16 protein-coding genes and 1 pseudogene are annotated in these 22,927 nt (G+C 76.2%); 11 read left to right on the top strand and 6 right to left on the bottom strand.

Translation table 11 applies throughout. The features are described from left to right. Positions 1 to 34 precede the first annotated feature (34 nt). Both ACZ7LB_RS11995 and ACZ7LB_RS11990 read left to right on the top strand, forming a co-directional pair. Complete coding sequence (locus ACZ7LB_RS11995) at positions 35 to 697, top strand: RNA polymerase sigma factor (RefSeq protein WP_471467388.1); 663 nt, start codon at positions 35 to 37, stop codon at positions 695 to 697. Then, positions 697 to 2,070: a hypothetical protein gene (locus tag ACZ7LB_RS11990; RefSeq protein WP_471467386.1), complete on the top strand. Its 1,374-nt coding sequence runs from the start codon at positions 697 to 699 to the stop codon at positions 2,068 to 2,070. The genes ACZ7LB_RS11995 and ACZ7LB_RS11990 overlap by 1 nt, the downstream gene beginning before the upstream one ends. Positions 2,071 to 2,240: 170 nt before the next feature. Here the strand turns inward: ACZ7LB_RS11990 and ACZ7LB_RS11985 are convergent, their stop codons facing one another. Next, positions 2,241 to 3,260 carry a L,D-transpeptidase family protein gene (locus ACZ7LB_RS11985; protein WP_471467384.1) on the bottom strand — a complete coding sequence of 340 codons (1,020 nt, stop codon included), beginning with the start codon at positions 3,258 to 3,260 and terminating at the stop codon, positions 2,241 to 2,243. Positions 3,261 to 3,617: 357 nt separating this feature from the next. On the opposite strand from ACZ7LB_RS11985, the gene ACZ7LB_RS11980 reads away from it, so the two are divergent. Further along, positions 3,618 to 5,198, top strand: a complete 1,581-nt coding sequence (locus ACZ7LB_RS11980; protein ID WP_471467382.1) for an acyl-CoA mutase large subunit family protein — start codon at positions 3,618 to 3,620, stop codon at positions 5,196 to 5,198. Positions 5,199 to 5,560: 362 nt separating this feature from the next. Next, positions 5,561 to 6,211 carry a leucine efflux protein LeuE gene (leuE, locus tag ACZ7LB_RS11975; protein WP_471467380.1) on the top strand — a complete coding sequence of 217 codons (651 nt, stop codon included), beginning with the start codon at positions 5,561 to 5,563 and terminating at the stop codon, positions 6,209 to 6,211. 259 nt (positions 6,212 to 6,470) lie between these two features. Here leuE and ACZ7LB_RS11970 read toward each other — a convergent pair whose 3' ends face one another. Continuing rightward, the gene (locus tag ACZ7LB_RS11970; protein ID WP_471467378.1) at positions 6,471 to 7,454 is read right to left on the bottom strand and encodes a class I SAM-dependent methyltransferase; all 984 of its coding nucleotides are present in this window, start codon (positions 7,452 to 7,454) and stop codon (positions 6,471 to 6,473) included. Positions 7,455 to 7,726: 272 nt separating this feature from the next. On the opposite strand from ACZ7LB_RS11970, the gene ACZ7LB_RS11965 reads away from it, so the two are divergent. Next, entirely contained in the window at positions 7,727 to 8,860 is a 1,134-nt protein-coding gene (locus ACZ7LB_RS11965) for an acyltransferase (RefSeq protein WP_471467623.1), read from the top strand. A 743-nt stretch (positions 8,861 to 9,603) separates the two neighbouring features. Here ACZ7LB_RS11965 and ACZ7LB_RS11960 read toward each other — a convergent pair. From ACZ7LB_RS11960 to ACZ7LB_RS11945, 4 genes and pseudogenes are all read right to left on the bottom strand, one after another. After that, positions 9,604 to 10,947: a polysialyltransferase family glycosyltransferase gene (locus ACZ7LB_RS11960; protein ID WP_471467376.1), complete on the bottom strand. Its 1,344-nt coding sequence runs from the start codon at positions 10,945 to 10,947 to the stop codon at positions 9,604 to 9,606. A 3-nt stretch (positions 10,948 to 10,950) separates the two neighbouring features. Next, positions 10,951 to 11,916 carry a glycosyltransferase family 2 protein gene (locus tag ACZ7LB_RS11955; protein WP_471467374.1) on the bottom strand — a complete coding sequence of 322 codons (966 nt, stop codon included), beginning with the start codon at positions 11,914 to 11,916 and terminating at the stop codon, positions 10,951 to 10,953. Positions 11,917 to 13,361: 1,445 nt separating this feature from the next. Continuing rightward, positions 13,362 to 13,949, bottom strand: a pseudogene (locus ACZ7LB_RS11950) (hypothetical protein); the annotation flags it as partial. Continuing rightward, complete coding sequence (locus ACZ7LB_RS11945; protein WP_471467372.1) at positions 13,946 to 15,019, bottom strand: glycosyltransferase family 2 protein; 1,074 nt, start codon at positions 15,017 to 15,019, stop codon at positions 13,946 to 13,948. The pseudogene ACZ7LB_RS11950 and the gene ACZ7LB_RS11945, both read right to left, overlap by 4 nt. Before the next feature lie 198 nt (positions 15,020 to 15,217). On the opposite strand from ACZ7LB_RS11945, the gene ACZ7LB_RS11940 reads away from it, so the two are divergent. The 6 genes from ACZ7LB_RS11940 to ACZ7LB_RS11915 all read left to right on the top strand — a co-directional run bounded on the left by ACZ7LB_RS11940 (position 15,218) and on the right by ACZ7LB_RS11915 (position 22,880). Further along, positions 15,218 to 16,534, top strand: a complete 1,317-nt coding sequence (locus tag ACZ7LB_RS11940; protein WP_471467370.1) for a DUF6716 putative glycosyltransferase — start codon at positions 15,218 to 15,220, stop codon at positions 16,532 to 16,534. A gap of 35 nt (positions 16,535 to 16,569) precedes the next feature. Then, complete coding sequence (locus tag ACZ7LB_RS11935) at positions 16,570 to 17,937, top strand: cytidylyltransferase domain-containing protein (protein WP_471467369.1); 1,368 nt, start codon at positions 16,570 to 16,572, stop codon at positions 17,935 to 17,937. Positions 17,938 to 17,948: 11 nt separating this feature from the next. Next, complete coding sequence (locus ACZ7LB_RS11930; protein WP_471467367.1) at positions 17,949 to 18,887, top strand: N-acetylneuraminate synthase family protein; 939 nt, start codon at positions 17,949 to 17,951, stop codon at positions 18,885 to 18,887. Between the two features lie 79 nt (positions 18,888 to 18,966). Beyond that, positions 18,967 to 20,058, top strand: a complete 1,092-nt coding sequence (locus ACZ7LB_RS11925) for a hypothetical protein (RefSeq protein ID WP_471467365.1) — start codon at positions 18,967 to 18,969, stop codon at positions 20,056 to 20,058. A gap of 319 nt (positions 20,059 to 20,377) precedes the next feature. Further along, entirely contained in the window at positions 20,378 to 21,616 is a 1,239-nt protein-coding gene (locus ACZ7LB_RS11920; RefSeq protein ID WP_471467622.1) for a M20 family metallopeptidase, read from the top strand. Between the two features lie 211 nt (positions 21,617 to 21,827). Next, positions 21,828 to 22,880 carry a BMP family lipoprotein gene (locus tag ACZ7LB_RS11915; RefSeq protein WP_471467363.1) on the top strand — a complete coding sequence of 351 codons (1,053 nt, stop codon included), beginning with the start codon at positions 21,828 to 21,830 and terminating at the stop codon, positions 22,878 to 22,880. Positions 22,881 to 22,927 lie beyond the last annotated feature (47 nt).

Raw genomic sequence — 22,927 nt, 5'->3', positions numbered from 1 at the left:
GCGGCGCCGGCCGGGGCGCAGAAGGGCTTGCGCGGTGCTGGGGGACGACGCGGAGCTGACCGCGGCGGTGCGTGCGGCACAGGACGGGGACGAGACCGCGTTCCGGTCCGTGTACCGGTCCGTGCACCCGCGGCTGCTCGGATACGTGCGGACACTGGTCGGGGATCCGGACGCCGAGGACGTGGCGTCCGAGGCGTGGCTCCAGATCGCCCGCGACCTGGAGCGGTTCCGGGGCGACGCGGACCGCTTCCGCGGCTGGGCCGCCCGGATCGCCCGCAACCGCGCCCTGGACCACATCCGCATGCGGGGCCGCCGCCCGGCCATCGGCGGCGACGAGACCGAACTGACCGGCAGGGCCGCCGAGTCCGACACCGCGGGTGAGGCCATCGAGGCGCTCGGCACCGACAGCGTCCTCTCCCTCCTCTCCCAACTGCCCCAGGACCAGGCCGAGGCGGTCGTGCTGCGGGTGGTCGTCGGGCTCGACGCCAAGAGCGCCGCGGAGACCCTGGGCAAGCGCCCGGGCGCCGTCCGCACCGCCGCGCACCGCGGTCTGAAGCGCCTGGCCGAACTGCTCGGCGGCGATGCGGAATCGGCCGCGGCCCTGGACGCCCTGCCCCCGCAGCGAGAACCACGCACCCGCCCGGCGACGTCCGCGACTGTGACGCAAAGCGTCGCGCGGACGCAGAAGGACATGTGATGGCCGACGAGCAGGACAGGTGGCTGGACCGCGAAACAGCGGAGATCCTGCTGCGCGGAGAGTCGCCGGACACGGAGGACCCCGTGCTCCGGGAGCGGGCCGGCAAGCTGGCCGACGCCCTGGGCGCGCTCTCCGGCCCGCCCCCGCCCACCAGCGGGAACGACGGCGAACTCGCCGGGGAGGCCGCCGCGCTGGCCGCCTTCCGCGCGGCGCGCGCCGACCGGGCGGCGGTGCCGGGCCGCGCCCCGGCGGGCCTCGGGCGCGGCAAGGGCGCGCTGCCCTCCGACGCCGGGCTGGTCCGGCTCGGCGGTGCCGCGGGCCTCTTCCGGCGTCCCCGCTGGGGCCGCCCGCTGCGGTTCGGGCTGGCCGCCGCGCTGGCCGTCGGCATGGTCGGCGGGGTCGCCGTCGCGGCCGGAACCGGAGTCCTCCCGGCGCCCTTCGGCGGTCCCCGGCCCGACTCCGGCTCCACCGTCTCCGCCGCCGAGACCTCCCGCCGCCCCGTCCCCTCCCCGGAACCGCTGGACGGCACCCGGGGCGGCGCCGGCCCGGTGGTGCCGGGCGAGACCCCGGACGGGGTCAAGGGCGAACCGGCGGGGGAGGACGGCCCCGACGGGGCGGGCCGGACGCCCGGCGCGGCCGACCGGCGGCAGCGCCTCCTGACCGCCTGCCGCGACCGGGGCACCGGCCGCAAGCTCGACAACGCCCGCAGCCGGGTGCTGGCGGAGGCGGCCGGCGGCGCCTCCCGGGTGGCGGTGTACTGCCGCGACCTCCTCGCCGCCGTGAACGGCGACGGCCGGGTCCGCCCGGGCGCCCCGGGCAAGGGCAACGGCAAGGACGCCTCCCCCAGGCCGCGCGGCCGGGAGGCCGGGAAGAACCCCGGCAGCCAGGGGAGCCAGGGCAACGGCCAGGGGAACCAGGGCAATCAGGGGAACGGCCAGGGCAACCAGGGCAACCAGGGGAACGGGCAGGGGAACCAGGGCAACGGCCAGGGCAACCAGGGCCAGGGCCAGGGCAGTCAGGACGGGCAGGGGAACCAGGGCAACGGCAAGGGGAACCAGGGCAACGGCAAGGGGAACCAGGCGAACAAGGGCGGCCGGGGGAGCGGGGGCGAGCAGGACGACGACGGCGACGGCGCGGCCGTCCGGCCCGGCGCCACCGCCTCCGGCCCGCCCGCCAAGGCCCCGGCCGGCCGTCCTCCGCACGCCCCGTCCGGCCGCCCGGCGGGGCCGGACGCGTCCGGCCCCGGCGCCGTTCCGGCGCCCGGCTCCCTCCGCCCCGGGCCCGCCGCGACCGGCCCCGTCCGACGTGCGGTCCCGGCCTGGGACGGGGCGCCCGCCGACGGTGTGACACTTTCGGACCCCCCGGCGCAGTAGAGAGTGAGCCGACTGGTCATCGGCTCCGCCCGAGCCGGGGTTCCCCCCGTACCCACGGCTCGTGCACCTCGGCGCGGGCGGGGCACGTTCCCCCGGTCCCGCCCGCGCCCCATCCCCCCACGGGCGCGACCGGACTCCCTCCGCAACGCGTGCGAGCCCCGGAAGCGGCCCTACCGGTGCACCACCACCTTGTCGCCGTCGCGCACCTGCGCGAACAGGGCCGCGACGGCCGCCTCGTCCCGGACGTTGACGCAGCCGTGCGAGGCGCCCGCGTAGCCGCGGTCCGCGAAGTCGGACGAGTAGTGCACGGCCTGGCCGCCGCTGAAGAACATGGCGTACGGCATGGCGGTGTCGTAGAGCGTCGACCAGTGGTGGCGGGACTTCCAGAACACCTGGAACACCCCCTCCCGGGTCGGGGTGCGCTCGGAGCCGAAGCGCACCGCCATCGTCGACACGGTCCGGCCGTCGACCATCCAGCGCAGCGTCCGGCTGGTCTTGCTGATGCACAGCACCCGGCCGCTCAGGCAGCGCGGGTCCGGCGGGTCGGCGGGCTGCCCGCCCATCGGGTACAGGTCCCACTGGCCGGGGCCGCGGGTCATCCCGCGCAGCCGCTGCCAGGTGACGGTGTCGGTCCGCCCGGTGACCGGCAGCCCGCGCTTGTCCTGGAAGCCGCGCACCGCCTGCTCGGTGGGCCCGTCGTACGCGCCGGTCGGCACCCGGAGGAGCCAGCCGATCTGGCGCAGCCGGGCCTGGAGTTCGCGCACGTCGCGCCCGCTGTCGCCGGGCCGCCACAGCACCGGCCCCGGCGGCGGGGGAGGCGGGGGCGGGGCCGTCCGCACCGGCGCGGGCGCGGACGGCGTCCGCGGGGTGACCGGCACCGGGGCGGACGGCGGGGGCGCCGCCGGGGGCGCGGTGGACGACGGCGCGGACACCGCGGGGCGGCCGTCGTCCGGGGCGGTCGCGGCGGCCGTCGCGGCCGGGGCGCCGGACGGGGGCCGGGGCGGGGCCGTGCCGCCGGCCACCACCGGAGGGTTGGTGCCGCCCGCGCCGGTGAGACCGGGCCCGGTCACCGTGCAGCCGCCCGCCGCCAGCGCCACTCCGAGCGCGGCGGCGACCGCCCGCCCGGCGCCCGCGCCGCGCCCCCCGTTCCTCGTCCCGCTGCTCCTGGTCCTGCTGCCCCTCGTGCGCATCACGGCCCCCTCGGCCCACGGCTCGGTACGGACGTCCCCCGGGGTTGTTCCCCCGCGCGGCACCGCCCGAACGGCACGCGGGGGTGGTGACCGGGTCCGGGCGCCGGACGCGGGGGCGCCGTCGCGCCCCGCTGTGAGGAAGCTCCCAGCGTGTGCCCCTCCACCCGGTGGGTCCGCGCCGATACAGTCCGTCGGGGAAACCGGCCGTGCCGGGCGGTGCACAGCGCGTGGTGGACTGCGGCGCGGACCCACCGGACGGCGGGGCGGGGTGCCGGACGGCGCGCGGGGCGACCGCGGCGCACGCGTGGTACGAGTCGGGCAGGCCGAAGCAATCGCTCAGCGGGAGAGGCGTCAACCATGGCACGCGAGTCGGAGTCGGGACTGCCCATCGAGCCGGTCTACGGACCGGACACCCAGGCGGACTGGGACCCGGCGGAGAAACTGGGCGAGCCCGGCGCGTACCCGTTCACCCGGGGTGTGTACCCGACGATGTACACCGGCCGTCCCTGGACGATGCGCCAGTACGCCGGGTTCGGCACGGCGACCGAGTCCAACGCGCGCTACAAGCAGCTCATCGCCAACGGCACGATGGGCCTGTCGGTCGCGTTCGACCTGCCGACCCAGATGGGCCACGACTCCGACGCCCCGATCGCCTCGGGCGAGGTCGGCAAGGTCGGCGTGGCGATCGACTCCATCGACGACATGCGGGTGCTGTTCGACGGCATCCCCCTGGACCGGGTGTCCACGTCGATGACGATCAACGCGCCCGCGGCCCTGCTGCTCCTGCTGTACCAACTGGTCGCCGAGGAGCAGGGCGTGGGCGCCGGCGAGCTGACCGGCACGATCCAGAACGACGTGCTGAAGGAGTACATCGCGCGCGGGACGTACATCTTCCCGCCCAAGCCGTCGCTGCGGCTGATCGCGGACATCTTCCAGTACTGCCGGGCCGAGATCCCCAAGTGGAACACCATCTCCATCTCCGGCTACCACATGGCCGAGGCCGGTGCCTCGCCCGCGCAGGAGATCGCCTTCACCCTCGCCGACGGCATCGAGTACGTGCGCACCGCCGTCGCGGCCGGGATGGACGTCGACGACTTCGCGCCCCGCCTCTCCTTCTTCTTCGTGGCCCGCACGACGATCCTGGAGGAGGTCGCCAAGTTCCGCGCGGCCCGCCGGATCTGGGCGCGCGTCATGAAGGAGGAGTTCGGCGCGCGGAACCCCAAGTCGCTGATGCTGCGCTTCCACACCCAGACGGCGGGTGTGCAGCTCACCGCCCAGCAGCCGGAGGTGAACCTGGTCCGCGTCGCGGTCCAGGGCCTGGCGGCCGTGCTGGGCGGCACCCAGTCGCTGCACACCAACTCGTTCGACGAGGCCATCGCCCTGCCCACCGACAAGTCCGCCCGCCTCGCCCTGCGCACCCAGCAGGTCCTCGCCTACGAGACCGACGTGACCGCGACCGTCGACCCGTTCGCCGGGTCCTACGTCGTCGAGCGGATGACCGACGACGTCGAGGCCGCCGCCCTGGAGCTGATGCGCAAGGTCGAGGACCTCGGCGGCGCCGTCAACGCCATCGAGCACGGCTTCCAGAAGGGCGAGATCGAGCGCAGCGCGTACCGCATCGCCCAGGAGACCGACGCGGGCGAACGCGTCGTCGTCGGCGTCAACCGCTACCAGCTCGACGCCGAGGAGCCCTACGAGCCGCTGCGCGTCGACCCGGCCATCGAGGCGCAGCAGGCCGAGCGCCTCGCCGCCCTGCGTGCCTCCCGCGACCAGGCCGCCGTCGACGGTGCCCTGGCCGCCCTGCGCAAGGCCGCCGAGGGCGAGGACAACGTCCTCCACCCGATGAAGGAGGCCCTGCGCGCCCGCGCCACCGTCGGCGAGGTGTGCGACGCCCTGCGCGCGATCTGGGGGACGTACGTCCCGTCGGACGCGTTCTGACGCGGAGCCGGGGTCCGAGCCGGGACCGGCACCGGGAGCCGGAGCCGGGGCCGGGAGCGGTGACGCGGCGGGGCGGTGCCGTCACACGGTGCCGCGCCCTCCGCGACGGGGTGCCGTGCCGCTCGTGACGGGGTGCCGCGCCCTCCGCGGCGGAGTGCCGTCCCCCTTGTGACCGACCGGTGCCGCGCGCTCGTGCCGCGGTGCCCCCGGGACGCAGGGACGGGGCACGGCGACGGTGCGGCACGGCGCCGTGACGGCGTGTGGCGGTGCCGCGGGGGGCTCGGGGCGGGGCTCCCGGGCCGCCGTTCCCGGCAGCCGAAACGTCCGCGCGCGGCGCGGGGCCGGCGTGCGACACTCCCCCCATGTTCGGCGTCATAGACCTCCCCACCTACCTGGCGGGACTGGCCCTCATCATCCTGCTGCCCGGTCCCAACTCGCTCTACGTCCTGTCCGTCGCCGCCCGCCGGGGCGTACGGGCCGGATACACCGGCGCCGCCGGGGTCTGGTGCGGGGACACCGTGCTGATGACGCTCTCGGCGGCCGGGGTGGCCTCGCTGCTCAAGGCCAACGACGTGCTGTTCGGGATCGTGAAGTACGCCGGTGCCGGATACCTGACGTGGCTCGCGATCGGGATGCTGCGGGCGGCGTGGGGGATGTGGCGCACCCGGCACGAGCGGACGGCACTGGGCACCGGGGAGCCGGTCGCCGACGACGAGCGGCCGTTCCGGCGGGCCCTGGTCGTCAGCCTGGTCAACCCGAAGGCGATCCTCTTCTTCGTCGCCTTCTTCGTGCAGTTCGTCGACCCGGCGTACGCGCACCCGGCGCTGTCCTTCGTCGTCCTCGGCGCCCTCGCCCAGGTGGCCAGCGTGCTCTACCTGAGCGCCCTGATCTTCGGCGGCACCCGGCTGGCCGCGGCCTTCCGCAGCCGCAGGCGGCTGTCGGCGGGGGCGACCTCGGCGGCGGGCGCGCTCTTCCTGGGCTTCGCGGTGAAGCTCTCGCTCGCCGGCGCGTAGGGGACCGCCGCGCCCGGGCGCGCGGGTGCCGGGGCCGCGGGGTTCCGCCAGGGCCTCTCGTTCGGATCATGCCGGGCTCGCGGGGTCCGGCCCGATCCAAACGAAAGACCCTAGTGACCTGAGTCAGAGATTCGTCGGCAGATCGCGGCCATCAGCCGGATGCCGTGCGGCCGGCAGGTCCGGCCCGGCCTGCTGACATCCGGCCTCCGGCACGCCGGGCAGCTCGCGAGAACTACCCGGATATCTCTGACTCAGGTCATTAGCGGTCGGGGCGGGCCCGGCGGGTCGCGCGGTGGCGGCGCACCGCCCGGGTGACAGCCGGGGGCAGGACGTCCAGGGCGATCCGCCGGGCCCGCTCGCGCGGCGGGGTGCGCGGCACGGCGCCGGGGCGGGGTGTTCCCGGCTGCCGGGTCTGGCCCGGGACCGGGGCGCCGCTCCCGTCCGCCGTCGGCGCGAGGGAGGCGGGGTCCGGGGCGTCCCGGTGCCGGGAGGGCGGCAGCGACGGCGGACGTACCGTCCGGCCCTTGGCGCGGGCCCGGACCAGCCGGTGGCCCGCCACCCGCTCCACGCCCACCCCGCAGTCGTCCCGCCCGCGCAGCGCCGCGAGCAGCCGCTCCCGCGCGGGTTCCGGGTCGCCCCAGGTGCCGTACATCTTGCGGCTGCTCAGGCAGACCGGGCGCAGCCCCCGGTTGAGCACCGCCTCCCACGCGGCAGCGGCCACGCCCGGGGTGTGCTCGGTGCGGAAGTCGTCCAGGACGACGATCCCGTCGGGGCGCAGCAGCTCGCGGGCGGCGCCGATGTCGCCGTGCACGTGCTCGTAGAGGTGCGAGGCGTCGATGTGGACGAACCGGCAGCTCCCGGGCGCGACCGTACCGGTGATCGCCGAGGTGGGGGCCTGCACGACGGTGGGCAGCGCGTCGTGGAAGGAGAGGTAGTTCCGCTCGAACGAGAGCCGGGTCAGGGAGGCGTAGGAGCGTGCCGTCTCCGCCCGGTTCGCGTCGTCCGGCGCGTCGGCGCCGAAGAGGTCGCAGACGGTCAGGGTCTCGCCGTCCCGCAGGTGGTGGCCCAGCAGGATGGCGCTCTTGCCCAGGTACGCGCCCAGTTCGAGCAGGTCGCCACGGGTGTCGTCGCCCTCCTGCCACTCCAGCAGCCAGGAGAACAGCACCTGGTCGAGGGGCTGGAACCAGCCGGGGACGTCGTTCAGCTCACGGGGGAACTCGTGCGTTGCCTGCGCGGTCGCCATGGACCGAGGATGCCTCGCGCCGGGGTGAAAAGCATCTGTCCCGCACAATCAGACAGAAGGAACATCACATGATTCATGCCATTGGGTGGAGCGGGTGTTCGCCCACGGGAGTTCACCCCCTGGCCATCCGGAACGGGTGACGCGGTCTCCCGGACGCCCCTAGCGTGCAGCGGTGTGCCGCGCGGCGCCGTGCCAGGGGCCGGGCCGCGGGCGACCGCCCCGATCCCTCCCGCCCGGCCGCCGGGCGCCCGTCCCGCCTGGGAGTGACCCCCATCCCCTCCGAGCCGCGCCTCGCGCCCGCCCCCGCCGCGCCCCCGTCGGCCCCCGCCGGGTCCCCGTCGCCCGTCCCCGCGTCCCCGTCGGCCTCGCCCGCCCCCGCCCGGGGGGAGCACCGGTACGACATCGACCTGCTGCGGGTGCTGGCCGCCGCCGGGGTGATCCTCTGCCACGCCGCCGGTGAACTCATGGCGGCCGTGGACCGCACGCCCGCGAGGGGCGCGGCCGTGTACACCACCGGCCTCGTCGCCGACGCCGTCAGCCGGGCCGCGGTGCCGCTGTTCTTCGCCATCGCCGGATGGGTGGTGCTGTGCGGGGCGCCGCCCCGGGACGGTGCCCAGGTGCGGCGGCGGCTGACGCGGATCGTGGTGCCCATGGGGGTGTGGACCGCCGGGTACCTGGTGTGGGCGCGGCTGCGGGACGAGGCCGACGGGGGTGTGCGGGGGCTCGCGCGGGACGCGCTGTTCGCCTCGGTCCGGCCCGCGTTCCACCTCTGGTACCTGTACGCCTACGTCCCCGTGGTCCTGCTGCTGTCGGTGGCCGCGCTGGTGCGGGCCGGGAAGCGGCCGTGGGGCGCCGGGGCGCTGCTGCTCGGGCTGGCGCTCGCGCCGTCGCTGCTGGGGGACGCCGGACGGGCGGCCGGGGTGCGGCTGCCCGCCCTCGGCTGGCAGTTCGGGGTGTACCAGCTCGCCTACGCCGTGGCCGGGGCGGCGCTGCTGTCCCTGCCGGGGGAGGCGTTCACCGGGCGCCGGCGGCGGCTGCTGTGGGCGGGTGCCGCGCTCTGCGGCTGGGCGGCGGTGGCGGTGTACGAGCACCGGGTGCACTTCCCCGCGGCGTACGCCTCGGCGGTGGTGGCGCTGCTGGCGGGGGCGGTGCTGATGCTCGTGGGGCGGGTGCGGGTGCCGGAGCGGTTCCGGGGGGCCGTGACGCTGCTGGCGGGGGTGTCCTTCGGGGCGTATCTGGTGCACCTGATGGTGCTGCGGACGCTGTCGCCGTGGCTGGTCTCCGCCGGGTCGGGCGCGGCGGCCGCGGTCGGCGGGCTGCTGGCGCTGACCGTCGTGACGGGGGTGCTGTCCTTCGGGGCGGCGTGGATCTGGACCCGGGCGGGGCTGGCACGGTGGCTGGGGTGACGGCGGGGGGTGCCGACGGGCCGGGCCGGGCGGGCGGACGGTGCCGGTGGCGCGGCGGAGGGGGCCGGGCCGGGCCCGTGCCCGGGGCCGCTCGCCGCACCGGGTGACGGCTGCGGCCCCCTCCGCCGCGCCGGGACCCGGTGCCGGGGAACCACCAGCCATGCGCGGGGACGCCGGTCGCCGCCTCGGCCGGCGTTCCCGTGGTCGGGGCGAGGGCGTGGGGCACCGCCGCGTCGGGCCGGGTGGGTGGTGCCCGTGGCGCGGGCGGAGGGGGCGGGCCGCGTGCCGGTGCCCGGGGCCGCGCGTCCGGTGATGGCCGCGGGCTGAACCGGGCGCCCCGCGACGGGGCCCGCCGTGCCCGTCACCGGCCACGCCCCGGGTGCGGGGCCCGTCGTTGACGGTGCCCGTGCCCGCGCCTGTCGTTCCTGGGCGCACCGCCCCGCGCCGGGACGCCGTCCTCGCCGCTCCCCGGGCCGCGCCCGGTGTCCGTGCCGCTCTCCGGGCCGCGCCCGGTGTCCGTGCCGCTCTCCGGGCCGTGACCGGCGCCAGTGCCAGTGCCCGTGCCGTGCCCCGGTCCTGCCGCCACCGGCCCCGTCGCGACAGCCGTACCGCCGCTACCGGCCCCGTCGCGAGCCGCCGTTCCCGGCTGTGTTCCGTCGCTCCCGTCGCGCCCCGGTGCCCACGACGGCCGCGCCCCGGCATCCCGTCGCGGGGCATGCCGGGGCGCGGCGCGGGGCGCGGGGTCAGGCCGGGCGGCGGGTGGCCGTTCTGCGGAGCAGGCGCTTGGCCCGGCGGATCTGGAGCTTGGCGCGGAGCTGGGGGCGGCTGCCGGGCAGGGCGAGTTCGGTCAGGCGCAGGTCGGGGACGTAGCGCCCGGCGGGGCCCCGGGCGCGCAGCAGGTCGGCGGTCGGCTCGCGCAGCTCCGGATAGGTCTTGGGCTGCATGCAGAAGCCGATCGCGCGCACCAGGGGGCCGAGCGACTCCGGGGCCGGGCCCACCAGCGCCGGGGCCTCGTCGCGCTCCAGGTCGGGCACCAGGTGGTCGATCAGGGCCAGCGGCACGCGGTTGCTGTTGGCGTACGGCGTGAGGCGGTCCAGCACCGTGCCGGTGCCGACCCGGGCGACGGGCACCCCGTAGTAGGCGGAGGCGGTGACCATGGCCGTCGAGAAGCAGCCGACCACCAGCTCGGGCCGGCAGTGCTGGTACAGCGTCTCCGCCAGCAGCGGCGCGTCCAGCACCGTGAGCCGGACCCCCGCGTCCGCCGCGGCCTTGCTGAGCGCCGCCGAGTAGCTCACCGGTGCCGTCGGGTGCGGCTTGAGGACGACCGAGCGGTGCCCGGCCCGCGCGGCACCGGTGAGCATCCGCACATGGAGGTCCTCCTCCTCCTCGGCGCTCAGGATGCCGAGGGCCGCCAGGTACTGGCCCAGCAGCACCGCCGTCGGGGCCTCCGCCGGCACCGGCGCCAGCCGGGGGTCGTCCGCCGCGTCGGCCGCTACCTCGTCCAGCACCTCCCGGAACGCCGCGTCGGGCACCGTCACCGGCTCGACCCCGAACTCGGAGAGCAGCAGCGGCCGCAGCCCGGGGACCAGGTCGAGGTGGAGCAGCCGCCGGACCCTGCTGCCCATGGCCAGCGGCAGCCGTTCACGGGTGGGGCCGTAGCTCATCAGGCCGTCGGCGTAGACGTCGATGGTGCTCTCGGAGAAGATCGCCGCCAGCGCGCGGGCCGGGTTGACCTGGATCGACTCGACGGCCAGCTCGATCAGGTCGCGCTCGCCGATGCCCCAGGCGCGCCGGAACGCCCGCTGCCAGAGCACCGTGTCGTGGCCGCGCGGGCCCCAACTGCTGGGATGGTGCGGGCTGACGGTCTCGTTCCAGCTCACCACCGCGTCGAAGCGGGCGGCTGTCGGCGCGTATCCGCGCATCTCGTCGAGGCGCAGCGCGGTCTCCGGCACGGCGGCGTTGTTGGAGACCAGCAGCACGCGCCGGGCGCCGCCGCGCGGTCCGAACAGGCCCGCGTCCAGCGCCGCGGCGAGGGTGGCCGCCCCGTACAGGGTGGACACCTGGAAGATCTGGGTCGTGTGGCGCATGGGTCAGGCAGCCTTCCGCCCGTCGCGCAGGCGGCCGAGCAGCCTGCTCCGGGTCCTGTCGATGGTCCGCAGCGTCTCCTCCAGCACCGGCTGGGGCATGCGGTGCAGCGCGGCGCGCGCCTCCCGGCGCAGCCGCGCGGCGGCCGGGGGCTCGTACTCGTCCGCCTTGCCGAGGTGGAAGGCGATCATGGCGCAGTAGGTGCGCACCGCCTTGGGGAGGAAGCGGTCGCCCTCCCGGTCCGCCGCGAGGTCGGCCAGCAGCAGGTCGTAGGCGGGGATGAAGTCGAGCTGGCGGGAGTCCTTGACCTGGGTCAGGGAGGTCGCCACCCCGCGCCGGTAGAAGACGCCGTGCAGGCCGAGGGAGGCGTAGCTGCGGGCCCGCAGGTGCAGGCGCCAGATCCACAGGCGGTCCTCGGCGGTGCGCAGCCCGGTCTCGAAGCGCAGCGCTCCGTCGTCGAAGAGGTGGCGGCGGTAGACGCCCGCCCAGACGAAGGGGTAGTCGACCATGGTCTCCCGGTGGGGCGGCGCTATGCCGTCGCGCGGGTCCATCACCCGCTCGCGCAGCGCGGCCGGGGGCCGCCGCACCACCCGCTGGGTGCCGGTGGCCTGCACATGGTCGGTGCGGGCGAAGTCGCAGCCCAGCTCGTCCATGGCGGTCACCAGTCCGGCCAGGTGGCCGGGGCCGTACCAGTCGTCGCCGTCCAGGAAGGTGAGGAGGTCGCCGGTGGCGGCGTCGATGCCGCTGTTGCGCGCCTGGGCGATGCCCCGGTTCGTCTCGTGCCGGATCACCGTGGCGTTGGGCAGCCTCTCCGCCCAGCGGTCGATCGCCGACGGGGTGGAGTCCGTGGAGCAGTCGTCGACGAGCAGGAACTCGACATCGGGATCCGCGTTGCTGGCGAGACTTCTCAGGGTGCTGTCGGCGAAGGCCTCCACATTGTGGAAGGGGACGACGACGGACAGTTTTGGCACGCGGGCCTCTCATCTTCGCAAGAGTGGGAGTGAAACAGGCTAGTCACGGGCTCGGCGGATTCGGTGGCCGCCGGGACGCGGGGCGGTGAATTCCATTCCTGGCGCAGGTGAATTCTCGGTGCCCGCGGTGGGGCATTCCGCGATTCCGGTTCCGTTCCGGCCGGGCACCGGTTCCGTTCCGGCCGGTGTCCCGCCCCGTCCGGCGGGTGTCCGGTCGGGTTCCGTTCCCGGTGCCGGTGCCGGTGCCGGTGCCGGTGCGGGTGCGGGTGCGGGTGCGGAGGCGGGGTGGGTGCCGTACCCGTCCCGCCGTCCCGCCGCGGTCGGGGGGCGGCCCGGTGACCGGGTCACCGGCGCCGCAGGACCCGGCGCAGGGAGCGGGCCCGGCGGGCCGCCGCGCGCGCGGCGGGGCTGCGCGGCAGGAACGCCAGCCCTTCCGGGATGCCGCCGGGCAGGCCCAGCGCGGCCAGCCGCCGCCTTCCGAAGTACCGCCCCACCAGGGCGTCCCGCTCCCGGCGCGGCGCCCCCCGCAGCCGCGCGCGCAGCCACTCCTCCGTCTCCGCGCGCAGCGCGGGCAGCACCTTCGGGCGCGTCACGAAACCGACCGCGCGCACCAGCCCGGCCGCGTCCCCGGCGTCCGGACCGGGGCGCCGCGCGGCCACGGCCGCCGGGGCGGACGGCCCCGGCAGCAGCGCGTGGGCGAGGACGAGGGGTACGCGGTCCTCCTGCCCGTGGGATGCCGGCCGGTCCAGCAGCGTGCCGGTGCCGACCCGGGCGACCGGCAGCCCGTACAGCGCGGCGGCGGTGAGCAGGGCGGTGGGGGAGCAGCCCAGCACCAGGGCCGGGCGCAGCCGCCGGAACAGCGTCTCGGGCAGGGGCGGCTCCTCCGTCACCGTGAGCCGCGCGCCGAGCCGTACGGCCGCCGCCGCGAGGGCGCGGGCGCCGGGGCGGGGGGCGCCCGGGTGCGGGACGGAGGCGGGGTGCACGGAGAGGACGACATCGGTGTGGCCGAGGGCGACGGCGTCCGACAGCATCCGTACGCACAGCTCCTCCACCACCCCGGCGGGGAGGGCGCCGAGCGCCGCGGGACCGGGACCGAGCAGCAGCGCGGGCCCGGGGGGCGTGGGCTCCCCGGGGGGCGCCGGGGCCGTGTCCCGGGCCGCCGACCGGTCGGCTTTCCCGGCCGCCGTCGGGCCTGTGTCCTGTGCCGTCAACCGGTCGGCCTTCCCGGGGGCTGTCGGGTCCGTGTCCCGGGCCGCTGAGGGGTCGGTCTTCCCGGCCGCCGTCGGGCCTGTGTCCCGGGGCGCCAACCGGTCGGCCTCCCCGGGGATCGCCGGGCCCGTGTCCCGGGGCGCGAACCGGTCGGCCTTCCCGGGGGCCGCCGGGCCCGAGCCCTGGGTCCCCGCCCGGCCCGGCTCCCCGGCCCCCGCCCGGTCCGCCTCCCCCGCCGTGTCCGCGATCTCCGCCACCACCGCCGTGAACGCCGCCCCCGGCACGGTCGCCGCCGGTACGCCGAACTCCGTCAGCAGCAGCGGGGCCAGGCCGGGCGCCAGGTCCAGGTGGAGCAGCCGCTCCACGCGGGTGCCGAGCAGCGGGTCCAGCCGGGCGGGCGTGGGCCCGTAGACCCGGGCGTCGGCCGCGCAGACGGTGACCGGGGCGTCGGTGAAGACCTGCGCCACCGCGAGCGCCGGGCGTGCCGTCACCGACTCCACCACCAGCGCCACGTCCCCGTCGCCCAGCGCCCAGTCCGTGCGCAGGCACCGCTCCCACAGCGGGACGTCCGCCGCGCGGGGGGCCCAGGCGTCCGGGTGGAGGGGCCGGACCGCCTCGTTCCACGACCGCACCTCGTCGAAGCGGTCCCGCACCCCCGCGAACCCGGGCAGCTCGTGCACGCCCGGTGCCGCCTCGGGGACCTCGCCCACGGTGGCGACCAGCAGGATCCGGCGGGCGGCCGGGGCCAGGCACCCCGCGTCCAGGGCCGCCGCGAACACGGCCGCGCCGTACGGCGTCGAGGCCAGGAAGACCTGCGTGCTCACGCGCCCGCCCCCGCGCCCGGAGTCCCGGTCCCCGCATCCGAGGTCCCGGTCCCCGCGCCCGCCCCCGCCCGCGCGGTGCCGGGACCCGTCCCCGGCCCCCGGTCCGACCGCGCCCCGCCCCGTCGCCGCAGCGCCCGCAGCCGGGCCGCGCGGCCCGCGTCCATCGAGGCGAGCGCCCCGTCCAGCACGTCCTGCGGCAGCCGGGCCAGTGCCCGCGCGCTCACCTCCCGGAGCCGCCGGGCCACCGCGGGCTCGAACTCCGCGATCGCGCCCAGATGGTGGGCGAGCACCGCGCAGTAGGAGCGCACCGCCTTCGGCAGCAGCCGGTCCGCGTCCGGGTCGGCCGCCGTCTCCGCGACGATCCGGTCGTAGGCGGGCACGAAGTCCAGCCGCCGCTCGTCCCCGATCCGGGTCAGCGAGGTCGCCACCCCGCGCCGGTAGAACACCCCGAGCAGTCCCGTCACCGCGAAGGACTCGGCCTCCCGGTGCAGCCGCCAGATCCACGGCCGGTCCTCCGCCGTGCGCAGCCCGTCCACGAAGCGCAGCACCCCCCGCTCGGCCAGCCGCCGGTGGTAGACCCCGGCCCAGGCGTAGGCGTAGTCGACCGAGGTGGTGCGGTGCGCGGGGAGGATCGCCTCGCGCGGGCTCATCGCCACGTTGCGGCGGCCGTGCGGCACCCGGACCACCGTGCGGTCCCGGCCCGCGCACCGCACGTGGTCGGTGCGCAGGAAGTCCACGCCCAGCCGCTCGGCCGCGGCCAGCAGCCGGCCGCAGTGGCCGGGGGCCAGCCAGTCGTCCCCGTCCAGGAAGGCCAGGTACTCGCCGCGCGCCCGGTCGATGCCGGAGTTGCGGGCGGTCGCCAGGCCGCGGTTGCGCTCGTGCCGGATCACCACCGCGCCCGGCAGTTCGCGCTCCGCGCGGTCGAGGAGGTCGGCGGTCCCGTCCGACGAGCAGTCGTCGACGAGGAGGAACTCCACGTCGTCCCGCGCGTTGGCGCGCAGACTCCGCAGGGCGTCGGGGGCGTAGGGCCGCACGTTGTGGAACGGCACGATAACGGAGAGCTTGGGCACGCGGACGACGCTAGGCGGCGGCCCGGCACACGGCTTTTCCGGCATCTGGACACCGGGCGAACGAGGAATGTCCGGACGGTGAACCGGCCGTTCCCGGGCGTCCCGGGCGGGCCGATTTCCCCTTGATCAGTGTGCTGTTCACCTTTTGTTGGATTCCGGTTGGGCTATTGCTGGAATTCGCTTCCTACCGTCGACGACGTGCCAGAAAGTGCAACGAAGGCCCGGCGGATCGCCGTACTCGCGGATTCCGACACCCGGTGGAAATGGGGCGCGCTCACCGCGTCCCGGCTCTCCCCCGAGGGTGTCGCGGTCCACCTCGACGGCTATCTCCTGCGCGGCCGCGCCACCCCCACCCCCCGCCAGCTCCGGGAGGTCGGCGCCACCCCGGACACCCTCCGCGAGGTGACCGCCGCCGAGTTCCTCGGGGCCGTCGAGCGCGAGCCGTACGACGTGCTCGTCCTCGCCCTGGTCGGCGGCGCGGTGCAGGCGGTGCTGCACGGACTGCGCCGGGCCTGGGAGGACCGCCCGCGGCGCCCCGTGGTCGTCACCGGCTACGTCGGCGTCGTCTACGAGAAGCTCGCGGACGGTCTGCTGCTGCGGCACGGCGCGGACCTCGTCCTCGCCAACTCCCGCCAGGACGCCGAGCGCTTCCGCGCCGTCTACGAGGGCGTCGGCGCCGACGCCTCGGCCGTCACCGAGGTCGCGCTGCCCTTCCTCGGCGGCGACGCCTACCGGGGCGGCGGCGGGGGGCGGCACACCGTCGTCTTCGCCGCGCAGCCCTCCGTGCCCGGCGACCGCGCGGGCCGGGCCTACCTGCTCGACCGGCTGATCCGGCACGCCCGCCGCCACCCCGGCCGCGACGTGCTGCTGAAGCTGCGCTCCAGGCCCGGCGAACACACCACCCACATCGAGGAACTGCCCTACCAGAAGCTGGCGCGGCGGGCCGACCCGCCGCCCAACTTCCGCCTCGTGTACGGGCACATGGGCGAGGTCCTGGACACCACCGACCTGCTGGTCACCGTCAGCTCCACCGCCGCGCTGGAGTCCCTGCACCGGCGCATCCCCACCGCCGTCCTCACCGACCTGGGGGTGCGCGAGGCGCTCGGCAACCACCACTTCGTGGGCTCCGGCTGCCTCGCCTCCTGGGACCAGCTCGACGAGGGCCACCTCCCGAACCCCGACCCCGGCTGGGTCGCCCGCCAGGGCGTAGCCGCCGACGGCGCCTACGCCACCGCCTTCGACGCCGCCCGCGCCCGGATCACCCGGCTGCTCGGCCGTCCCGGCGGACTGCCGCCCCTCGCCCCCTACTACAGCACCCTGACCGCCCCCGGCTATCTGCCCGGCATCCTCGCCCGCCACCACCTCGCCCCCGACGGCACCCCGCTGCCCGGCGCGCCCGGCGCCGACCGCGCCCCCGGCCCGGTCCGGCAGATCGTCCGCCGTGCCGCCCGCGGCGCCTACCGCCACGGAGTGCAGCGCGTCGCCCCGGTGATCCGCCGGATGGGCGAGCTGTGACCGCCCGGCCGAACCCCCGCCAAGGAGTACCTCCCATGTCCCCGACCGAAGCCGCGCCCGGCGCCGGAGCGCGCCGCGTGCTGGCCGTGATCCCCGCGCGCGGCGGCTCCAAGGGGGTGCCCGCGAAGAACCTGGCCCCCGTCGGCGGCGTCCCGCTGGTCGCCCGCGCGGTGCGGGCCTGCCGGGCCGCGCGGCTGGTGACCGACGTCGTCGTCTCCACCGACGACCCCGCCATCGCCGCCGCCGCCCGCGCGGCCGGCGCCGGGACGGTGCTCCGCCCCGCCGCCATCGCCGGGGACACCGCCACCTCGGAGGCCGCCGTGCGGCACGCCCTGGACGCCCATGAGGAGCGGCACGGCACCGCCGTCGACGTGGTGCTGCTCGTCCAGTGCACCAGCCCCTTCCTGCTCCCCGGGGACATCGACGGGGTCGCCGCCGCGGTCGCCCACGGGGGCGCCGACACCGCGGTCACCGTGGCGCCGTTCCACGGCTTCGTCTGGCGCGACGGCGACGGCGACGGCGACGATGGTGCCGCGGCCCGGCCCACCCCCGCCCCGGCGGGCGGCGCGGCCCCCGCCCCGGACCCGGCGGACGGCACCGCCCCGGACGTCACCGGCGGCCACGGCGTCAACCACGACAAGGCGCACCGCCCCCGCCGCCAGGACCGCCCCCAGGACCTCCTGGAGACCGGCGCCGCCTACGCCATGGACGCCGCCGGCTTCCGGGAGCACGGCCACCGCTTCTTCGGCCGCACCGACCTGGTCCGCACCGACCCGGCCCGCACCCTGGAGATCGACGACCCGCACGACCTGGCCCGCGCCCGCGCCCTGGCCCCCCTCCTCGACACCGGCCTCCCCGGCGCGCTGCCCACCGCCGCCGACATCGACGCCGTCGTCCTCGACTTCGACGGCACCCAGACCGACGACCGGGTGCTGATCGACTCCGACGGACGGGAGTTCGTCACCGTCCACCGCGGCGACGGACTCGGCATCGCCGCCCTGCGCCGCAGCGGCCTGGCCATGCTGATCCTGTCCACCGAGGTCAACCCGGTGGTGGCGGCCCGCGCCCGGAAGCTCTCGCTGCCCGTGCTGCACGGCGTCGACCGCAAGGACCTCGCCCTGAAGCAGTGGTGCGAGGACCGGGGCATCGCCCCCGAGCGCGTGCTCTACGTCGGCAACGACGTCAACGACCTGCCCTGCTTCTCCCTCGTCGGCTGGCCGGTGGCCGTCGCGAGCGCCCACGGCATCGTCCGCGGCGCCGCCCGCGCGGTCACCACCGCGCCCGGCGGCGAGGGCGCCGTACGGGAGATCGCGGGCTGGCTCCTCGGCCCCTCCCTCGACACCACCCGCCCCGTCGCCCCCTCGGACGACCGGGCCGACTCCCCGCTCACCCCGCACAGCTAAGGAACCCCGCCATGAGCACCACCTCCCGCATCCGCGCCTTCGGCTCCCGCGAGGCCGGTCCCGGCCGCCCCGTCTACATCACCGGCGAGATCGGCATCAACCACAACGGCGACATCGAGAACGCCCTCAAGCTGATCGACGCCGCCGCCGAGGCCGGCTGCGACGCCGTCAAGTTCCAGAAGCGCACCCCCGAGATCTGCACCCCGCGCGACCAGTGGGACATCGAGCGCGACACCCCCTGGGGCCGGATGACCTACATCGACTACCGCCACCGCGTCGAGTTCGGCGAGGAGGAGTACGGCCAGATCGACGCCTACTGCCGCAAGAAGGGCATCGACTGGTTCGCCTCCCCGTGGGACACCGAGGCCGTCGCCTTCCTGGAGAGGTTCGACGTCCCCGCCCACAAGGTGGCCTCCGCCTCCCTCACCGACGACGAGCTGCTGCGCGCGCTGCGCGCCACCGGCCGCACGGTGATCCTCTCCACCGGCATGTCCACCCCGAAGCAGATCCGGCACGCCGTCGAGGTCCTCGGCAGCGACAGCATCCTGCTCTGCCACGCCACGTCCACCTACCCGGCCCGGGCCGAGGAGCTGAACCTGCGCGTCATCAACACCCTCCAGCAGGAGTACCCGAACGTCCCGATCGGCTACTCCGGCCACGAGACCGGCCTGCAGACCACCCTGGCCGCCGTCGCCCTCGGCGCCGCCTTCGTCGAGCGCCACATCACCCTCGACCGCGCCATGTGGGGCTCCGACCAGGCCGCCTCCGTCGAGCCCCAGGGCCTGAGCCGCCTGGTCCGCGACATCCGCACCATCGAGTCCTCCCTCGGCGACGGCGTCAAGAAGGTCTACGACTCCGAGCTGGGCCCCATGAAGAAGCTGCGCCGCGTGACCGGCGTCGTCGCGGAGGCGGAGATCGCCGCGGCGGCCGGGGAGCCCGTCACCGTCTGACCCGCGCACCGCACCCCCGCCCCTCCGCCCTTGCACCTCCCCGCACCCCCACGCCCTACGACGGGACGGTCGTACGCCGATGAGCCCCCGCGCCGGTCACCCCGGCACCCGCACCCTGGCCTTCGTCGAGAGCCCGGTGCAACTGCTGAACGTGCTGGAGTGGGCGCACACCCACGCACCCGGCGCGGGGCTCACCCTCGTCGTCCTCTCGCCCGTCGACCCGATGACCCGGGGCCAGCTCCGCCGCATGACGGAACTGGCCCGGGACGAGGGCCACGGCGTCCGCTGGGAGGAGGCGCGGGGCGGGGCGGGCGCGCCGCTGCGCACCATAGGCGGCCTCGCCGCCGAGCTGCGCCGGGCCGACCGGGTCGTCATGGGCGACCCCTTCTCCCGCTACGTCCAGCTCCTCCTGACCATCACCCGCGCGCGCGACCTCGTCGTCGTCGACGACGGCACCGCCACGATGGAGTTCGTCGCCCAGCTCGCCCGCGGCGAACGGCTGGTCCGCTGGCACCGCAAGGGCAGCCGGCCCGGCCCCCGCGACCTGCTCCTCGCCCCCGTCTCGGGCGCCGCCCGGCGCCGCCTCACCCCGGCGGCCGGCCGCGCCGTCACCGTCTTCTCCGCCATGCCCGTCACCGACGTCCCCGAGGGCGTCACGGTCGCCGCCAACACCTTCGCCTGGACCCGGGCCCGGTTCGGGCCGCCCCGCCTCACCAGGGGCGCCGACCTCGTCGGCACCTCTCTGGTGGAGACCGGGGTCGTCGACGCCGACCGCTACGCCGCCGCCGTACGGGACCTCGTCGCGGCGCACGGCGCCACCCGCTACTTCGCCCACCGGCGCGAGCGGGTCGAGAAGCTCCACCGGCTGGCCGTGGAGACGGGACTCCAGATCGTCCGTCCCGACCTCCCGCTGGAGCTGACCGCCCGCCGGGGCCCCATCGGCCGCACCGTGCTGAGCTTCCCCTCCACCGTCGTCCACACCCTGCCCCTGGCGCTGGCCGGGACCGGGGTCCGGGTCGCCGTCTGCGACATCGACCCCGCCTGGCTCACTCCCTCGGCCTCGCCCCGCGCCACCGGTTTCCTCTCCGGCGTCACGCGCACCGCCCACGGCGCCCACCGGCTCCCCCCGGCCCCCGGCGGACTGGCCCTCCGGCGGCCCGGCCCGGTCTGAGGCGGCCCGCGCCCGGGGACCCGGCAGGGCCCGTGAATCCCGGTCCCGGCCCGGGTTGCGGCCCCGTTTCCGGGCCGCCGGGGGGCCGTCGGCCACCGTCCGGGACGCGTGGCCCGGCCGAGGCGTGGTAACCGTGGAGACAGCGGAACACCGTCCGGGAGGAACGGGTGCCGGTCCTGAAAAACGGGTGAGTGTACCCACCTCCCCGGACAGCCATGCGCCGCGCGGCCAACTTTCTTCGCCTGAGGGGCTGATCTTTTGTTGATCGTGGGGCGCTCCACCGCCCCGGCGTTCTACCCTTCAGAGGGTGAAGCAACTGATGTCCCCAGAGTCCGAGGCCGACACTTCCGGTGAAACCGCGCTGCCCGGCGCCCTCCCCGAGGCGCTGTGTGCCGAGCTCGTGGCGTTCCGCCGCGACCTTCACATGCACCCCGAGCTGGGCAACCAGGAGTTCCGCACCACCGCCGCGATCAAGGAGCGGCTGGAGCGGGCCGGCCTCGCGCCGCGTGTCCTTCCCCTGGGCACCGGCCTCGTCTGTGACATCGGCACCGGCACCGCCTCGGGCCACTGGTCCGGCGGGCCGCGGATGCTCGCCCTGCGGGCCGACATCGACGCCCTGCCCATCCCGGACGCCAAGAGCGGGTGCGCGTACCGCTCGGTGGTGCCCGACCGCGCCCACGCCTGCGGGCACGACGTGCACACCACCGTCGTCCTCGGTGCCGGGCTGGTCCTCGCCGCGCTGCACGAGCGGGGCCTGCTGCCCCGGCCCGTGCGGCTGCTCTTCCAGCCCGCCGAGGAGGTGCTGCCCGGCGGGGCCGACGACGCCATCAAGGGCGGCGCGCTCGACGGGGTGCGCCGCATCCTCGCCGTGCACTGCGACCCCCGGGTCGACGCCGGGCGGATCGGGCTGCGGGTCGGCCCCGTCACCTCCGCCTGCGACCGGCTGGAGATCGCCCTCGACGGGCCCGGCGGCCACACCGCCCGCCCGCACCTGACCACCGATCTGGTCACCGCCGCCGCCCGTGTCGTCACCGACGTGCCCGCGCTGGTGTCCCGGCGGGTCGACAGCCGCAGCGGGCTCTCCCTGACCTGGGGCAGGATCGACTGCGGCCACGCGCCCAACGTCATCCCCCAGCACGCCGAGCTGGCCGGCACCGTGCGCTGCCTCGACCTGGACTCCTGGCGGCAGGCGCCGGACCTGGTGGTCGGCGCCATCGACGAGGTCGCCAACCTCTACCGGGCCAAGTCCGAGATCACCTACGTGCGCGGGGTGCCCCCCGTCGTCAACGAGGTCACCAGCACCGAACTCCTCCAGGCCGCCATGGTCGCCCGGCGCGGCACCGAGTCCGTCGAGGGCACCGAGCAGAGCCTCGGCGGCGAGGACTTCTCCTGGTACCTGGAGCACGTCCCCGGCGCCATGGCCCGCCTCGGCGTCCGCCCGCCCGGCGAGCGCACCGTGCGCGACCTCCACCAGGGCGACTTCGACGTGGACGAGCACGCCATCACCGTCGGCGTGGAACTGTTCACGGCGGCGGCCCTGATCGACGCCGTCCAGTAGCCCCGCCCCCGGCTCCCGCCCCGCCCCCGCGGTCCGCCCGCGGGGGCCGGGGCGCCCCGCAGCACCCGTCCCGGCACAAGGCGGCGCGCCCGGCCAGCGGCACGAATGGATAACGGCCCCGCGGATCCCCGTTCCCAGGAGTGTCTACGCGCGTTAATGTCGCGCCGAACCGGGCTCCCGCTGCGGGGATTTGGAGAATGGGGTACTTCGGATGCGTCGGATATCGAACCTGACCCGAGCCGCCGTGGGGATCGCGTCGCTCGCGCTCGCGGCCACGGCCTGCGGCGGGACCAGCAGTGAGAGCAAGAGCGGCGACGAGGGCGCCAAGGACGACAAGGGCCTCGCCATCGCGTACGACATCGGCGGCAAGGGCGACCAGTCCTTCAACGACGCCGCGTACGCCGGTCTGGAGCGGGCCCGGAAGGAGTACGGCTACAAGACCGCCGACATCGAGCCCACCGAGGGCGAGACCGACGCGGACAAGGAGCAGCGCCTCGCCTCGCTGGCCAAGCAGGGCTACAACCCCGTCATCGGCGTCGGCTTCGCCTACGGCCCCGCGATGAAGGCGGTGGCCGAGAAGTACCCGAAGACCACCTTCGGCATCGTGGACTCCGTCGTCGAGGGCAAGAACGTCGCCTCCCTCGTCTTCGCCGAGCACGAGGCCTCCTACCTCGCCGGGGTCGCCGCCGCCAAGGCCACCGAGTCCAAGGTCGTGGGCTTCGTCGGCGGCGTGGACGTGCCGCTGATCCACAAGTTCGAGGCCGGCTTCGAGCAGGGCGTCAAGGACACCGACCCCAAGGTCGAGGTCCTCTCGCAGTACCTCACGCAGACCGCGGAGGAGGGCGGCTTCTCCAGCCCCGACAAGGGCCGCGCCGCCGCCGAGGGCCAGATCGAGAAGAAGGCCGACGTCGTCTACCAGGCCGCCGGCCTCTCCGGGCAGGGCGTGATCGAGGCCGCCGCCAAGGCGAAGGTCTGGGCGATCGGCGTCGACTCCGACCAGTACGGCCAGGAGGCCCTCGCGGCCTACAAGGACCACATCCTGACCTCCGCCCTGAAGGACATCAACGGCGCGGTGTTCGCCCTGGCCACCTCGGTCCGCGACGGCAAGCCGCTGACCGGCGTCAAGACCTTCGACCTCAAGTCGGACGGCGTGGGCCTGGCCGAGACCAACCCGAAGTACGGCGAGATCGCCGGCCTCAAGGACGCGGTGGACAAGGCCAAGGAGGGCATCGTCTCCGGTTCCATCTCGGTCAGGTCGGAGTAACCCGGCCCGCCGCTCCCGCCCGGGACGCCCGGTCACCCGCTCCGCGC

The sequence above is a fragment of the Streptomyces sp. NPDC107521 genome (assembly GCF_055598485.1).
The sequence above is the reverse complement of the archived record's forward strand: the minus strand, read 5'-3'. Positions and strand labels throughout refer to the sequence as shown.

Coding starts and splice junctions, on each gene's coding strand:
- ACZ7LB_RS11990 (WP_471467386.1), top strand. CDS start 697: ATGGCCGACGAGCAGGACAGGTGGCTGGACCGCGAAACAGCGGAGATC.
- ACZ7LB_RS11985 (WP_471467384.1), bottom strand. CDS start 3,260: ATGCGCACGAGGGGCAGCAGGACCAGGAGCAGCGGGACGAGGAACGGG.
- ACZ7LB_RS11980 (WP_471467382.1), top strand. CDS start 3,618: ATGGCACGCGAGTCGGAGTCGGGACTGCCCATCGAGCCGGTCTACGGA.
- leuE (WP_471467380.1), top strand. CDS start 5,561: ATGTTCGGCGTCATAGACCTCCCCACCTACCTGGCGGGACTGGCCCTC.
- ACZ7LB_RS11970 (WP_471467378.1), bottom strand. CDS start 7,454: ATGGCGACCGCGCAGGCAACGCACGAGTTCCCCCGTGAGCTGAACGAC.
- ACZ7LB_RS11960 (WP_471467376.1), bottom strand. CDS start 10,947: ATGCGCCACACGACCCAGATCTTCCAGGTGTCCACCCTGTACGGGGCG.
- ACZ7LB_RS11935 (WP_471467369.1), top strand. CDS start 16,570: ATGTCCCCGACCGAAGCCGCGCCCGGCGCCGGAGCGCGCCGCGTGCTG.
- ACZ7LB_RS11930 (WP_471467367.1), top strand. CDS start 17,949: ATGAGCACCACCTCCCGCATCCGCGCCTTCGGCTCCCGCGAGGCCGGT.
- ACZ7LB_RS11925 (WP_471467365.1), top strand. CDS start 18,967: ATGAGCCCCCGCGCCGGTCACCCCGGCACCCGCACCCTGGCCTTCGTC.
- ACZ7LB_RS11920 (WP_471467622.1), top strand. CDS start 20,378: ATGTCCCCAGAGTCCGAGGCCGACACTTCCGGTGAAACCGCGCTGCCC.
- ACZ7LB_RS11915 (WP_471467363.1), top strand. CDS start 21,828: ATGCGTCGGATATCGAACCTGACCCGAGCCGCCGTGGGGATCGCGTCG.